The organism is Chthoniobacter sp. (genome assembly GCF_040003245.1).
Taxonomy (GTDB): domain Bacteria; phylum Verrucomicrobiota; class Verrucomicrobiia; order Chthoniobacterales; family Chthoniobacteraceae; genus Chthoniobacter.
On sequence record NZ_JBDUCX010000045.1, the window covers coordinates 1 to 14,316 of the forward strand.

The following is a 14,316-nucleotide window of genomic DNA, read 5'->3' on the forward strand; positions in this document are numbered from 1 at the left end:
GCTTCCGCTGCAAGCCATCTTCTGCCTCGCCTCCCGCAGCGTGGCCGGCGCCATCTCCGCCGCCGTCCTGCTCCTCCTCTGGCCCGTCGCCAAATCCGTCTCCCGTCGCTTCTACGCGAGCTAAAGGGATGAATAGCAGTGTGCTCTCCAGCGAACGGTGCGCGTATGTAGCCGCCCCGCTCTGTCGGGGCGCGGCGCTCCCGCAATTGCGGGAGCGCAGCTACATCCATTGCGCGCCGCGATCGCAGGTGTAGGGCGCGTGTCCCCACGCGCCGGGGGAGAATCCCCGACCGAAACCCCGATCTTGAGGCCCGGAAACGCAATTTTCCGCAATGGAGCCAATAGAGCCAATGGAGCAAGGCACTTTTTCCCGGAAAGGAGGGCATAATCGCCCTCATGAATACCACTGAACTCGAATCCGCCCGTCTCGGTAAAATCGCCCGCCTGCCGCGGGAGATCCGCCGGCAGCTCAATGAACGGCTGGCCGACAATGAACCGCAGCCGCGCCTCGTGCGCTGGCTCAACGCGTTGCCGGAAGTGCAGCAGGTGCTGGCCGACCTCTTCGAGGGACGGCCCATCTCCCAGCAAAACCTGAGCGCCTGGAAAGGGGGCGGCTACCGCGAGTGGGCGCGCCGCGAGGAGAACCAGGCGTGGGCTCGCGATTTCCTGGTGGAAGCGACCGATTTGCAGGAGGAAATCGCGGAAACGGAAGACCGCAGTTCGCTGCTGGACCGGGTGGGCGACCGCATGGCGCTGGCTCTGCTGCAACTCTTCCGCGAGGCGGAAGACGGCGAAAAGGGGCCGTCGCGGATCCGGCAGATGCTGGAGATCACGCGCGAGCTGGCGCGGCTGCGCCGGGGCGATCACCAGCGGCTGCGCACACAGATCGTCCAGGAGCGCTGGCACGAGGAACAGGAGCGACGGCAAGAGGAGCAGGAAGCCGCCCGCACGGAACGCTATGTGGCCGAGCTCGAACACAAGAAGCGGCAGGTCGTGGCGACGCTCCCCCGCATCACGGCCTATCTCGGGGAATACCTCCACGGCCTGGCGAAGGGTACGCTCACCCCGGAGCGCCAGGAATGGATTCGCGATTACTTCGCGGACAACGAAGCAGATTTTTGCGACCTCGGCTTGGGTGGGATGTTGCCCGCTGGGAAGAAGCTGGAGCGCGAGGTGGAGAAGCTGCGGGAGCGGTTCCGGCGTGAGCAGACAGCGGCACAGGGTGAAAAGGCCGGGACGGGTGCCGGAAAATCAGCCACCGAAGGCCGGGAAACACCAACCCCCACAAGCCTTCACAAGGCGGCACCAGCCGATACAAGGCAGGAAAATTCTTCAGCAGACTTGGCTCCCGCGAAGGCGAATCCGGAAGGAAGCGACGTGGATAAGGCAGCGGTGCCATTCTCCGGGGAGACAACTGCGACCTCCACGGCGGCTACTGCATCGCATGAAACGGTTTAGCGTCTGTCACCTACGGCATTTTCGTTTTCGCGGCCGCGCCCTTCACTGCATTGAGCCCCGCGACTTCCTGCACGAACGACGCGTAGCGGGCGAAGAGCGCGGTGAAATCGCGGCGCAGATCTTCGATGCTCGTCCGCAGCGCCTTGTCCAGGTCCGCCGCTTCGCGCGCGCCGATCTGCCGCGTGGGTGTCTCCACGGGGGCCAGCGCCGTGGCCAGTTGCTTGCGGCGCTCGGCGATCAGCGCATCTGTCTTGGCGATCTCCGTCCGCAGGGCGGCGGCATGCGCCGCATCCGCTCCCGTCAGTGCGCTGCTCAGCGTGCGCTTCTGCTGGTCGAGCCGCGCCATGCTGGCCCGCAGGCCATCCTCGATCGCTTTGCGCGAGGAGTTGGTGTAGCCGGTCACCCGCTGGTTTTGCGTGAAATCTTCATTCACCGCGTAGGTCGGCCCGGCCCACGTATCCCCGGTCACCTTGTAACGCTCGTAGTCCTTGTGCGTCGGCAACGATTTCTGGATGGCGATGATCTGCGCGACCCGCTTCTCGATGCGCTCGTTGAAAAACGCCACGCCGCGCTTCGCCTGTTCCTCGGTGAGCCCCAGCGAAGGCCGCCGCAATTCTTCGACCAGCGCGTCGCGCTTGCGCTGGATGTACTCGATGTTCCGCTTCAAGGCCGTGATCGTGTCTTCCTTCATCCGCGCCACTTTGGAGCGCGAATCCTTCGAATCTCCCACCGACTTCAGCGCACCGAGCAGCACATCGATCCGGTCTTCGATGCCCTGGTCGAGCGCCTTGATCTCATCGCGCAGCAAAGTCACGCGTTGTTCGCGCGCATCAAGCGCCGCATTCGGCGCCGGCGCGGCCAGGCAGGAAACGCCACTGCACGCAGCAAACGCGGTGGCGAGGGTGAGGAGGTGGAGGGGATGTTTGTGACGCATAAAGCGGGGGGTAACTAAGAGGAATGAGTGCGACTCTCCCATAGCAATCTGCCTTCTCCACGTCACGCCCGCTTTATCCTTTTTGCGGACGCCTCGCCGTGCGGATGGTGAACAACAGCTAAACACGCACGCCCGTCATTCCTCCCAGAAACGATAGGCAAGTGATGCCGCTGCTTCGCTCTCCCACCCTGTCCGTTCTCCTCAGCGTTTGCCTGGTCACCGCGGTGCTCTACCTCGGCAAGCCGTTCCTCTCGCCGCTTGCCCTCTCGATCCTCCTGGCATTTCTACTCGCGCCGCTCGCGGGTCGATTGGAATCCGCCGGTTGCGGACGGATACTCTCGGTGATCATCGTCACCGTGGTGGCCTTTACCGTCCTTGCTTCGGCCCTCTACGTGGTCGGCGCGCAAGCGGTCGATCTGGCGAAATCGCTCCCTCAGTATCACGATAATCTGCAGCAGAAAGTCTTCGCCCCGCTCGGTAAGCTCACTTCAGCCTTCTCTGCTTACTCCCGCGAGATGCATTCCGACGCGCAACCGGAGGCGGCTGGCGAAACGGCTTCCCTCGGAGCCGCGACCAGCAATGTCAACCTGCTCGCCGTGGCGAAAGAACTCGCCGGCCCCTTGCTCGCGCCCCTCGGCACCGGGGCCGTGGTTGTCATCTACGTCATCTTCTTTCTCTTCGACCGGCAAAACCTGCGCGACCGCTTCATTCACCTCGTGGGCAACGGCCGCCTGCATCTCGCCACGCAAGCCCTCGACGACGCAGCCAGCCGGGTGAGCCGTTATCTCGCCGCGCAATTACTGGTCAACGCGTGCTATGGCATTCCCGTTGGCATCGGCTTGCATTTCATCGGCATACCGAATGCGCCCCTCTGGGGATTGCTGGCCATTGTCCTCCGCTTTCTGCCCTATCTCGGCATCTGGATCGCCGCCGCGTTTCCTATCGTGCTTTCCTTTGCCATCTCCCCGGGGTGGGCCCAGCCAATTGAAACGGTCGCGCTCTTCATGGGGATGGAATTGATCACGGCCAATGTCATCGAGCCCTGGCTCTACGGGGCCAGCACCGGCATTTCTTCCAGCGCCATCGTCGTCTCCGCGGTCTTTTGGACATGGGTGTGGGGCGCGGGCGGCCTCCTTCTCGCCACTCCCATGACCGTCTGCCTCGTCGTTCTCGGGAAGCACGTGTCGGCTCTTTCCTTCCTCAATACTCTTTTCGGAGATCAGCCGGCCATTGCGCCGCAAAACCGCTTTTACCAGCGCTTGCTGGCCGACGACCGCGACGAACTCGAGGACATGATGGAGGAATATCAGCGACGCGACGCGACGCTGGAACTCTTCGATGACGTCATCCTGCCCGCTCTCCAACTTGCCGAGCACGACCGGGCGACCGACAATCTTTCCAAGGAAGAGCACAAGGAGCTCTATGTGCACCTCCGCGAGATTCTCGGAGCGACGGAGGGATTTCACGCCGCCGATGCCTCCGCGCTGCACTCCGTGGTGATCGTGCCCGCACGCACCGACGGCGACGCCCTCGCTGGCGCCATGCTCGCCTACTTGCTCCGATCCAAAGGCATCGATTGCACCTGGTTTTCCGAGCGAATCCTCAACAGTGAAATCGTGTCGCGCCTGGCCGATCAAACGGAGGTGGTCCTCTGCGTTTCCGCTCTCACTTTGACCAGTGCTCGCGCCGCCAGTTCGATCTTCAAGCGCATCGGCGGCACGATGAGTGGACAGAGATTGCTAGGCCTTTGGCGTGGAGACCGTGCGGATGCCGCAGCCACGCAATCGCAACCCGATGTCGAAATCATCATGAACTTCGCCGATGCGCTCCGCTTGATTTCAGCGACGACACGCGGCGTGGCCCCCACTTCCATCCCCAAAGACGTCATAATCTCGGGAGCGCCAATACGTCCGTTAGCGTAGCGTTGCACGAATCAGTGCTGACGTGAAAAATGTCGAATTCAAGATCGTGGACGGGAATAACCACCCGCTGCACGAACCAGCCACCATCGAACGGGAAGCGGATCTCCCGGTCGCCCTCATGGAAGCGGTCAATGACTTCCTGGAAGCGTACGACGGTGAATTGGCGTTGCCGTTGCGAATCGAAGTGACTGCCGCCCCCCGGCAGGCGGCATGAATTGAGAGGCGCAGCCACGACGGCGGGCTGGCGAGAGATCATCACCCAAACGAGGAAAATGATTCCGCTTGTCCAGATCGTGCGTTTTCATTCGTCATATCCGTATGAGCCGCATCCGAGTCCTCGTCGGCACCCGCAAGGGCGCATTCATTCTCACTGCTGATGGCAAACGCGAGCAATGGGAGGTGAACGGCCCTCTCTTCGCCGGGTGGGAAATGTATCACCTCAAGGGCTCACCGGTCGCACCCGACCGGCTCTACGCCTCGCAGACTAGCGGCTGGTTTGGCCAGCAGGTGCAACGCTCGGACGATGGCGGCGCGACTTGGGAACAGGTCGACAACAAGTTCCACTATGAGGGCGTACCCGGCACCCACCAGTGGTACGACGGCACGCAGCATCCGTGGGAATTCAAGCGGATCTGGCATCTCGAGCCCTCGCTCAACGATCCCGATATCGTCTACGCCGGCGCCGAGGATGCCGCGCTTTTCAAGAGCCAGGATGGCGGCAAAAGCTGGCAGGAGCTGCCCGGGCTCCGCAGCGCCAAGGGCAATCTGTGGCAACCCGGCGCGGGTGGCATGGCGGTCCACACCATCCTGCTCGATCCGATCAATCCCAACCGCGTTTTCGTCGCCATCTCCGCCGCCGGGGTCTTCCGGACCGACGACGCCGGGCAGAATTGGAAACCGGTCAATCGCGGACTGAAATCGCCCTACGAACTCCCCGACCCGGACGCCGAAGTGGGCCACTGCGTCCACCGCATCGCCCTGCACCGCTCACGCCCCGGCGTCCTCTTCATGCAAAAGCACTGGGACGTGATGCGCTCCGACAACGCGGGCGATTCGTGGAGCGAAGTCAGCGGAAATCTCCCCTCCGACTTCGGCTTCCCGATCGACGTCCACACGCACGAGCCGGAGACCATCTACGTCGTCCCCATCAAGAGCGACTCCGAGCATTTTCCACCCGATGGCAAGTTGCGCGTGTATCGCAGCCGCACCGGCGGCCACGAATGGGAAGCGCTCACCAAAGGCCTCCCGCAGAAAGATTGTTACGTGAACGTGCTCCGCGACGCCATGGCCGTCGACGCGCTCGATCCCTGTGGCATTTACTTCGGAACCACTGGCGGACAAGTCTACGCCTCCGCCGATAGCGGCGACACCTGGGCGCCCATCGTCCGCGATCTCCCGGCAGTGCTCTCCGTCGAAGTCCAGACGCTGCCATGATCCGCGTGGTGCTCCCCTACCATCTTCGCACCCTGGCGCGCGTGGATGACGAGGTGGAGTTCGAGTTGCATGGACCGCCGACACTCGGCTCGCTCCTCGATGCGCTCGAAGCCCGTTACCCGTCGCTGCGCGGCACCATCCGCGATCACGGCACGCAGTGCCGCCGCCCCTTTGTCCGCTTTTTCGCCTGCAAGGAAGACTTTTCGCACAAGCCACCCAGCACCCTTCTTCCCGAGGCGATCATCACCGGCGCCGAACCATTCCTGATCGTCGGCGCCATGGCGGGCGGCTGATTCCGTTTCCCCTCAGGTTGCCAAATCCTCGCGCGGCACGTACTCCTTCCCGCGTGAACCGCCGCGCCATCCCCGAGTTCGACATGAGCGCCTCTGGCGCCGAGCATCTGCGCCGGCGCGGGATTCTCGCCATCCACCTCCTCGATTCGCTGCGCATCGACCCCCGGCGACTGCAGCCCCATTTCCACGAATTCTACCAGGTGTTCTTCTTGCAAGGATCCGCCCGGGTCATGTTGGACTTTCAAGACTACCGTCTGCGCGGCACCGCGGCTTTCTTCATCAGCCCCGGACAGGTGCACACGGTCTACCCGGGCCGCGGGATGGAAGGCGTAACCGTCTCTTTCACCCAATCGTTTTTCGACGACGACGCACCGCCCCCGAGCCGTCTTCTTGAATTACCCTTCTTCTTTCCCGACGATGCGCAACCGTGGTTGCGACTGCAACCCCCGCAAGTGCCGGACATCGCCTCTCTCTTTCGTACCTTGCGCGAGGAATATGCCCAGGCGCTACCGGATGCGGACTTGATCTTGCGTGCCACCCTGCGGCTCACCCTGCTGCAACTGGCCCGCCTCTACCTGCGCGCCTCACCGCCCCGCAAAGCAACCCGCGCCCGGGCTATCGTCCGGCAATTCCATGCGGAATTGGAAAAGCACTTCCGCCGGGAGACGGACATCGGCGCCTACGCCAGCCTGCTGGGGATCACCCGTAACCACCTCAACGACGTCGTCCGCGAACAGACCGGCCGTTCCGCTGGCGAACTGATTCGCCGCCGCCGGTTGCTCGATGCCAAGCGGATGCTCTCCCATTCGGACATGGCAGTCTCGGAAATCGGCTACGCCCTGGGCTTCGAGGATCCATCCTATTTCTCGCGCTTCTTCCGCCGCTACGAAGGCGTCACGCCCTCGGACTTCCTGGAGCAATTCCGAGAAAAATGCCAGTGAATGCCACGGAAGCACCGGCCCCCGCCGTTGTCCGCGCAGTCGCTCGCCTCGAAGGTCTCGGGACCTTGTCATGAACACGTCGACTCTCTCGGAAGCTCCCTCGCCCACTCGCGTGGCGGAACAGACCGCGCTCTCGGTGCTGCTGGCCATCAGCTTCTCCCATCTGCTCAACGACACCATCCAGGCGCTGATCCCCTCGCTGTATCCTCTGTTCAAGCAAGGGCTCAGCCTCAGCTACTCGCAACTCGGATTGATCACGCTGACCTTTCAATGCACCGCCTCCTTGTTGCAACCGTTGGTGGGTCACTACTCGGATCGTCGGCCCATGCCCTATTCCCTGGCGGTCGGAATGGGCATGACTTTGATCGGGTTGCTGTTGCTGTCCCGGGCGCACACTTTCCCCATGGTGATCGTCTCCGCGGCCATGGTGGGCCTCGGCTCCGCCGTCTTTCATCCCGAAGCCTCCCGCGTGGCGCACCTCGCTTCCGGCGGCAAACGCGGTTTTGCGCAATCGTTGTTTCAGGTGGGTGGCAATGCCGGCACCTCGCTCGGGCCGCTGCTCGCCGCCGCGATCATCGTGCCGCGCGGGCAGGGCGCGGCCGCCTGGTTCTCCGTGCTGGCGGGCGTGGGCATGCTCGTGCTTTGGCAGGTGGGCGGCTGGACGAGCCGGAAACTGCATTCGATCGCCCGGCAGCCGCAGCATCACGCCTCCGCTGCGCCCGCCCCTTTTCCGCAAGCCACCGTCATTCGCGCCCTCGCGGTTCTCGTGGCGCTCGTTTTCTCGAAGTATGTCTATCTCACGAGCATGACGAGTTACTACACGCTCTACCTCATCGAGCGTTTCGGCGTGAGCGTGCAGAAATCGCAGGTTTATCTCTTCGTCTTTTTGTTTGCCGTGGCCATCGGCACCATCGCCGGCGGGCCGATCGGCGATCGGATCGGACGAAAGAAAGTCATCTGGGTCTCGATCCTGGGCGTGGCCCCCTTCTCCTTGTGCCTGCCGCACGCCGGATTGACCGCTACGATCTGGCTGACTGTCGCCATCGGCATGATCCTGGCCTCCGCCTTCTCCGCCATCCTCGTCTATGCGCAGGAGTTGGTTCCCGGCAAAGTCGGGATGATCGCCGGCCTCTTCTTCGGCCTGGCCTTCGGCATCGCCGGCCTCGGCTCCGCCGTCCTCGGTCGCGTGGCCGATTCCGTAGGCATCCAGGCCGTCTACCAATTCTGCGCCTACCTTCCGCTCATCGGTTTGCTGACGATGTTTCTACCCGACGTGGAATCGACCGACTGATCTGGCACGCCACCGAAGAAGCGTGCTACAGGAGGCGTCCCCAAAATGAAAGTCCTTTACTTCCTACTCGGCAGCTTCGCCTTGCTCACGGTCGTTGCGGTGGCCGCCGCGCCAGCGGCGAAACCAAACATCCTCATCATCCTGGCCGACGACCTCGGCTACTCCGATCTCGGCTGCTACGGCGGCGAAATTCGCACGCCGAATCTCGACGCCCTCGCCACGAACGGCCTCCGCTTCACGCAATTCTACAACTGCGCCCGCTGCTGCCCGGCGCGCGCCTCGCTGCTCACCGGCTTGTATCCGCATCAAGCCGGCATCGGCCTCATGACGTCGGATCGCGGCGCGAGCTTCCCCGGCGCGGGCGACCAGGGCGAAGCTTTCCCCGGTTATCGCGGCTCGCTCAATGCCAGTTGCGTCACCATTGCCCAAGTCCTCAAGCCCGCCGGCTATCGCACCGCCGCCGTGGGTAAATGGCACGTGGGCGATAGCGTGCCGCCCACCGCGCGCGGCTTCGATGATTTCTATGGCTTCATCCGGGGCTACGCCGTCGATTCCTGGGAGCCGCGCATGATGATCCGCCTGCCCGAGGGCAGGCCGCAGCGCAGCTACGCGCCCAGCGAATTCTTCGCCACCGATGCCATCACCGATCACGCCCTCGATTTCCTCTCCGCCATGCGCCAGGCGGAGGCGCCGTGGTTCCTCTATGTTGCCTATCAAGCCGCACACTTCCCCGTGGCCTCGCGCCCGGAAGATATGGCGGGTTACGCCGGGGTCTATGCGCCGGGCTGGGACAAAATCCGCGAGCAGCGACTGGCGCGGCAAAAGGAAATTGGCCTGCTCTCCGAAGGGACGCCGCTCACCCTGCGCAGCAAGATCCCGAAGCCCCTCGCTGCCCAACGGATGGGCTCCATGACCGACGATGGAAACAATCCCGCGTGGGATGCCTTGCCCGCCGAACGGCGCGCCGATCTCACGCAGCGGATGTCCGTCTATGCGGGCATGGTCACCGGCATGGACCGTAACATCGGCCGCCTCATCGCCGACCTCCGCGCCAGCGGCCAGCTCGACAACACGCTCATCTTTTTCCTCAGCGACAACGGCGCTTGTGCCGAATGGGAACCCTTCGGCTTCGAGATGGCCGCGACTCCCAATCCGCAACCCGGCACCGGCATCAACCAAGGCACACAAGCCTTGCCCAACAAGCTCTACCAAGGCGAAGAGCTGGCCCGCATGGGCGGCCCTGGCACCCTCCCCAGCTACGGCTCCGGCTGGGCCAATGCGTGCAACACCCCATGGCGTCTCTACAAACATTACGATCACGAAGGCGGCATCAGTTCTCCGCTCATCGCGCACTGGCCCGCTGGCGTGAAAGCCAAAGGCGAATTCCGCCCGCAAGTCGGCCACCTCATCGACCTCATGGCCACCTGCGTCGACGTGGCCGGTGCAAAATATCCCACCGAGTTCGACAGCCACCAGATCCTCCCGCCCGAAGGCATCAGCCTCGCGCCCGCCTTCGCCAATCAACCTCTGGCCCGTGAATACCTCGCTTGGGAACACGAGGGCAATCGCGCCATTCGCGAGGGGAAATGGAAACTCGTCTCTCTCGCCGGTGCCCCGTGGGAACTCTACGACATGGAAATCGACCGCGTGGAATTGCACGATCTCGCCGCCGGCGAACCCCGGCGCGTCCAGGCGATGTCCGCCCAATGGGAAACGTGGGCCCGGCGCACCCACGTCCTGCCCCGGCCCGGAACACCGGGAAAACCCGCCGTCGACTAACGCCCAAGGCCGGCTAAGAAACCGTCCGACACCCGGTCAATTGAGATAACTCTCCCCCAAGCTGCCATGCACATTCGCCTCCTGTTCCTCCTCTTGATTTTGCTGCCCGCGCTCCCGATTCTTGCGCAAGCGCCACCCGCTCCCGTCAAGCCCACACCACCGGTAGCGGTGATCCCGGACACCCTCAAGGCGGAGCTGAACATCGTCTACGGTCATACGCCGGAACAGGAGTTGAAGATGGATGTCTACCGCCCCAAGGAGGGCGGCGACAAACTGCCCGCCTGTGTGCTCGTCCATGGCGGCGGTTGGGTTGCGGGCGACAAGGAACGCTTCACGCCGCTGGCCATCGGCCTCGCCCAGCGCGGATATGTCGTCGCCAATATCGAGTACCGCCTCGGCCCCGTGGCGAAGTATCCGGCGGCCGTCCAGGACTGCAATCTGGCCGTCCGCTTCGTCCGTGCGAGCGCGCCGCGTTTCGGCGCCAATCCGAATCGCATTGGCGCGTGGGGCGGCTCGGCTGGCGGACATCTCGTCGCCATGCTCGCTGCCGCGCCTGGCGAGGAGAAATTCCTCACCGGTGACAACCGGGACGTATCCCCCGTAGTGCAGGCCACCGTGGATATGGCCGGCCCCACGGAACTGAACAACGAGAAATCGATCGAGAACTACCGCAAGCAAAAGGAGCAGAGCTACGGTTTCAAATGGATCGGCAAACTCTACGACGACGCGCCGGACCTTTACCGGGAAGCATCACCCATCACCTATCTCAGCAAAGACACCACTCCGATTCTCTTCCTCACCGGCTCGCTGGATAACCCCTCCCGCGACACCGCGGCGATGGACAAACTCAAGTCCCTCGGCGTTCCCACCCAGCAAGTCCTCATCCCCGATGGCAAACACGGCTGCTGGATGAAGGCGCCCGGGCAGGAGCAATGTCTCGAGGCGGTGGACACGTTCTTCAAGAGCTACTTGAAATAACTCCCGGCCATCGTAAGTCCCTGGCTCGTGACAGCGCTCCGCACCAGAGCGCGCAGCGCCCTCCCCAGCCCTTTTGCATGCGCCCTCCGGGCGTCTTCTACTTCAGCGTCTTGATATAGAGGATAATCGACTGAATCTGCGAGTCGCTCAGCACGCCGGAATAAACCGGCATGCCTGCCTCCACTTTCTCGTAGCCCTTCACCGTCTTGGCACTCGGCACGAGGATGGACTCGCGGATGTATGCATCATCCGCCACCACGTCCGGACCCTTGGAAATCTGCCGGGTCTTGCCATACAACCCCTTCCACGGTGGGCCAATCTTCGGCTGCACCGTGTCGTCGATCGCGTGACAGGCCATGCAGCCCATGAGTTGGTATAACCGCTTCCCTTCCTCCGCGCTCACCGGCGCCGCCGTCTGGGCGATGGCCGCCTTCGGCGTGAGGTCGACGGTAATATCCCCGAAGCCCTCCGCGCTCGGATTGAATTTCACAAGTTCATAGGGCGTGAAAAACGCATTGTTCTCCATCTTGGTGCCATCCGCCGCAGCGATCCCCCAGCCGATGCGCATCTGCTGCACGGGCTTCATGTCAGGCACGCCGACAAAGACCCCCTTGCCGTCTTTCGCCAGATACACACTGCTCGGTGTAAGCCAGTCCTGGCCCGGCGTTTCATCCGCCTTTAAGTGCGGCGAGCCATACTTGTAAGTGCGCTTGTAATGCCAGCTCTCCAACGTGTAACTCGCCAGATCCACCGCCTTCTGCGGATCGAGCGCCGTGTCGAAACGCAGTAGCACCCCTTTGTCCATCGGCACCACTTCGCGTGGCACCGTGGAAGTCGCGCCGGTATAGCGCACCCGCCCAAAACCGCTGACTCGCGTCGCCGTCGTGCCCCAGCCGATAACCTGAAAGCCCGTCATATAGACCCAGCCATCCGCCGGATTCACCGCGGCGTTGAGAATTGGAATATCGAAGTCATGCACCACGCTCACCACCGCCGCCTGCGCCTTGGGGGTACGCTCGTTGAGCAGCACGCGAAACAGCTCCGGCTTGTTGAAGGCGACATGGATCAGCGAATCGTTCAGCGGCCCCATGTGCGCTCCGTAGAGCCACAATTGCGTGGCGGCCGAGGGATTGACCGGATGCGGAATCCACGTCAGCGGGTCGGCAATGGGCGCGGGATATTTCTCCTTCGGGAGCAGTTCGGTGAGGAAGCCATGATACTCCCCGCCCTTCACGATGTAGAGCGGCGTCGTCGGCACATAGTTGCCCTCCTGGTCGCTGGCCGTCACCAGCCCCGTGCGCGGATTCACACCGGCGAAGGGTTGCCGAAATCCCACCCCAAGGATTTCGTAACGCTTCCCGTCGGGCGCAACCCTCAACACACTCCCATTCAACTTGCTCACCGTCGAAGCCTGCTGCCCGCCCTTGGCAATGATGAATGAACCATCCGGCCCCAGCTTCATCGAATTCGGAAACTCGCGGCTCTCCGCGGATTGCGGGAAGGCATTACACACGAGTTCGTGGATATCGGCGACGCCGTCGCCATTCGTATCGCGCAGCCGCCAGATGCCATTGCGATCGAAGACATAGATCTGCTCGTCGCGAATCACCACGCTCATGGGCTCGTGCAACCCGGACGTAAAGCGCTTCCAATGCACCTCGCCGAGCTTTTCGCCCAGCCCGCGAATCATCCACACGTCGCCATCGACCGTGACCCCGGCCGCGGTCCCGTCCTTGAAGAAAGCAATATCCGCCAGCCGCACATTCCGGCGCCACGGGTTTTCCAGCGGCAGCGGAATTTCATCCACCACGTAAGCGTCCTTGGAAGTCGAGAGCACCGCCTTGGTCACCACCTCCTGCGGCCAGCGGTCCACACTCGGCTGCTCTGGCTCCGGCGCTGCGGCCGGCTTGGACAGCGGGGAAACGCCGGCGTCCTTCATCGTCACCGTCCATTCGACCGCTTCCTTGTGCGGAAGCACCCGGATCAAATCCACGCCGTTCTCCTCGAGGAGGGAAGGTTGATTGGGATCGGCGGAAATCACGATCTCCGCCTGGTCCTTGCCGCCATCGTTCGGAGTGCGGCCCACCACCAGCGTCAACTGCTGCTCGCAGGGCGCGATGCGAATATGGCGCTCCACCATGAGCGCACCGTTCTCCTCGCCCGCCGTCATGCTTTCCAGCACCTGCGCGCCGGCGATGGTGTACTCCAGCACCGCCGTTTTGCCTTGGAGATGCACCGCCTTGAATTGACCGGTGGCCGGTGGAATTGGCCCGCGTCCCGGCTCCTCCGGGCTCGGCTGGGGCTCACGCACATCCTCCAGCGAAACTTTCTGGCCGACCTGCCAGCCGGGGTAGATCCCATTGATCAGCCACACTTTTCCATTCGGCTTGGCCAGCTTGCTCTGGCCGCCCACCGTTTTGAGGGGTTTGTTCTGATACGATAACGGCGCGAGCGAATCCTCCGTCACCCCTTTGCCAGTCCATACCGCCGAGACGCGCAGCAGATCGGTGTCGAAGCACGCCCAGCAATCGTGGCCCAGATTGAGCACGATCCCGCGCGGCGTGATATTCCACGGCAGCGTATTCGGCGATTGCGGACGCAAATCGAGCGCCGAGGAAAAGAACGGGAAGTCCGGCTCGATCCAGGGTTTCCAGGGATCATCGGCGGCAAACGCTGCAAAACATGGAGCCAACAAGGCGGCAAGAACGGAGGCGCGGCAGGCGGCGACGAAACGGGAGGGAAGGAACTTCATGGGGTGTCTTGGGATGCTCTCAGGCAGGCGTTTCTTAGAAAGCAGCACTGCTTGTAAGCGACCACCGCCCGACTTTGAATGCCAAAAGTAAAGGGCGGTGCCACACCGATTTTGATTGACTTTTATCCGCCGATGGCGTATGCTATGTGCCGATTGTAGGGATGGCTTCATGGGGAGCGGAAAAGGACAAGGACGCTAGAATGATGGAACCGAATGACGACAGACTCATTGCTCAGTTTTAATGCCCACGCACGCCGGCTTGCCAGAGTGTGGGAATGGGGACGTAATCCAGCCCAGTCGCGCCTGATCGTGTCTAATCGTGCCTCGATTTTTTTCTCCTCACGGATTCCGCCTCACTTAAGCCAAACTGATCGTCAGCGGCCTCAATCAAGGCAAATCAAGGCTTCTAAAGGCAATTCAAGCCTTCAAAAATTTTCGCGCAGCCTTGATCGCCTCCCGGCCAGAGCGCGCCAGCCAACGCTGTCAATGTTCCACAGGGTTTCCACAGAAAATTTCCCCGGCAGCGGCGATTGA

The 14,316-nt window shown here is 62.7% G+C and carries 11 protein-coding genes; 9 read left to right on the plus strand and 2 right to left on the minus strand.

What is annotated here, in order from left to right; all coding sequences use genetic code 11:
* Window positions 1–396: 396 nt before the first annotated feature.
* Window positions 397–1,458, plus strand: a complete 1,062-nt coding sequence (locus ABJF10_RS08300) for a hypothetical protein (protein WP_348544079.1) — start codon at window positions 397–399, stop codon at window positions 1,456–1,458.
* A 10-nt stretch (window positions 1,459–1,468) separates the two neighbouring features.
* On the opposite strand, the gene ABJF10_RS08305 is transcribed toward ABJF10_RS08300, so the two are convergent.
* A complete protein-coding gene (locus ABJF10_RS08305) occupies window positions 1,469–2,392 on the minus strand; it encodes a hypothetical protein (protein WP_348544080.1) in 924 nt (307 codons plus the stop codon).
* Window positions 2,393–2,556: 164 nt separating this feature from the next.
* Here ABJF10_RS08305 and ABJF10_RS08310 point away from each other — a divergent pair, with 164 nt between their 5' ends.
* The 8 genes from ABJF10_RS08310 (at window position 2,557) to ABJF10_RS08345 (ending at window position 11,030) form a co-directional block, all read left to right on the plus strand.
* Entirely contained in the window at window positions 2,557–4,314 is a 1,758-nt protein-coding gene (locus ABJF10_RS08310; RefSeq protein WP_348544081.1) for an AI-2E family transporter, read from the plus strand.
* A gap of 22 nt (window positions 4,315–4,336) precedes the next feature.
* A complete protein-coding gene (locus tag ABJF10_RS08315) occupies window positions 4,337–4,528 on the plus strand; it encodes a hypothetical protein (protein ID WP_348544082.1) in 192 nt (63 codons plus the stop codon).
* 104 nt (window positions 4,529–4,632) lie between these two features.
* Window positions 4,633–5,748, plus strand: a complete 1,116-nt coding sequence (locus ABJF10_RS08320; RefSeq protein ID WP_348544083.1) for an exo-alpha-sialidase — start codon at window positions 4,633–4,635, stop codon at window positions 5,746–5,748.
* Window positions 5,745–6,041, plus strand: coding sequence for a MoaD/ThiS family protein (locus ABJF10_RS08325; protein ID WP_348544084.1), 297 nt, complete (start codon window positions 5,745–5,747; stop codon window positions 6,039–6,041). The genes ABJF10_RS08320 and ABJF10_RS08325 overlap by 4 nt, the downstream gene beginning before the upstream one ends.
* A gap of 53 nt (window positions 6,042–6,094) precedes the next feature.
* Complete coding sequence (locus ABJF10_RS08330; protein WP_348544085.1) at window positions 6,095–6,982, plus strand: helix-turn-helix domain-containing protein; 888 nt, start codon at window positions 6,095–6,097, stop codon at window positions 6,980–6,982.
* Window positions 6,983–7,052: 70 nt separating this feature from the next.
* Window positions 7,053–8,273, plus strand: a complete 1,221-nt coding sequence (locus ABJF10_RS08335) for an MFS transporter (RefSeq protein ID WP_348544086.1) — start codon at window positions 7,053–7,055, stop codon at window positions 8,271–8,273.
* Window positions 8,274–8,318: 45 nt separating this feature from the next.
* Complete coding sequence (locus tag ABJF10_RS08340; RefSeq protein ID WP_348544087.1) at window positions 8,319–10,052, plus strand: arylsulfatase; 1,734 nt, start codon at window positions 8,319–8,321, stop codon at window positions 10,050–10,052.
* Window positions 10,053–10,118: 66 nt separating this feature from the next.
* Window positions 10,119–11,030 (plus strand): alpha/beta hydrolase, encoded by a 912-nt coding sequence (locus ABJF10_RS08345; RefSeq protein WP_348544088.1) that lies wholly within the window; start codon window positions 10,119–10,121, stop codon window positions 11,028–11,030.
* A 97-nt stretch (window positions 11,031–11,127) separates the two neighbouring features.
* Here the strand turns inward: ABJF10_RS08345 and ABJF10_RS08350 are convergent, their stop codons facing one another.
* Window positions 11,128–13,782 carry a DUF6797 domain-containing protein gene (locus ABJF10_RS08350; RefSeq protein ID WP_348544089.1) on the minus strand — a complete coding sequence of 885 codons (2,655 nt, stop codon included), beginning with the start codon at window positions 13,780–13,782 and terminating at the stop codon, window positions 11,128–11,130.
* Between the last annotated feature and the right edge of the window lie 534 nt (window positions 13,783–14,316).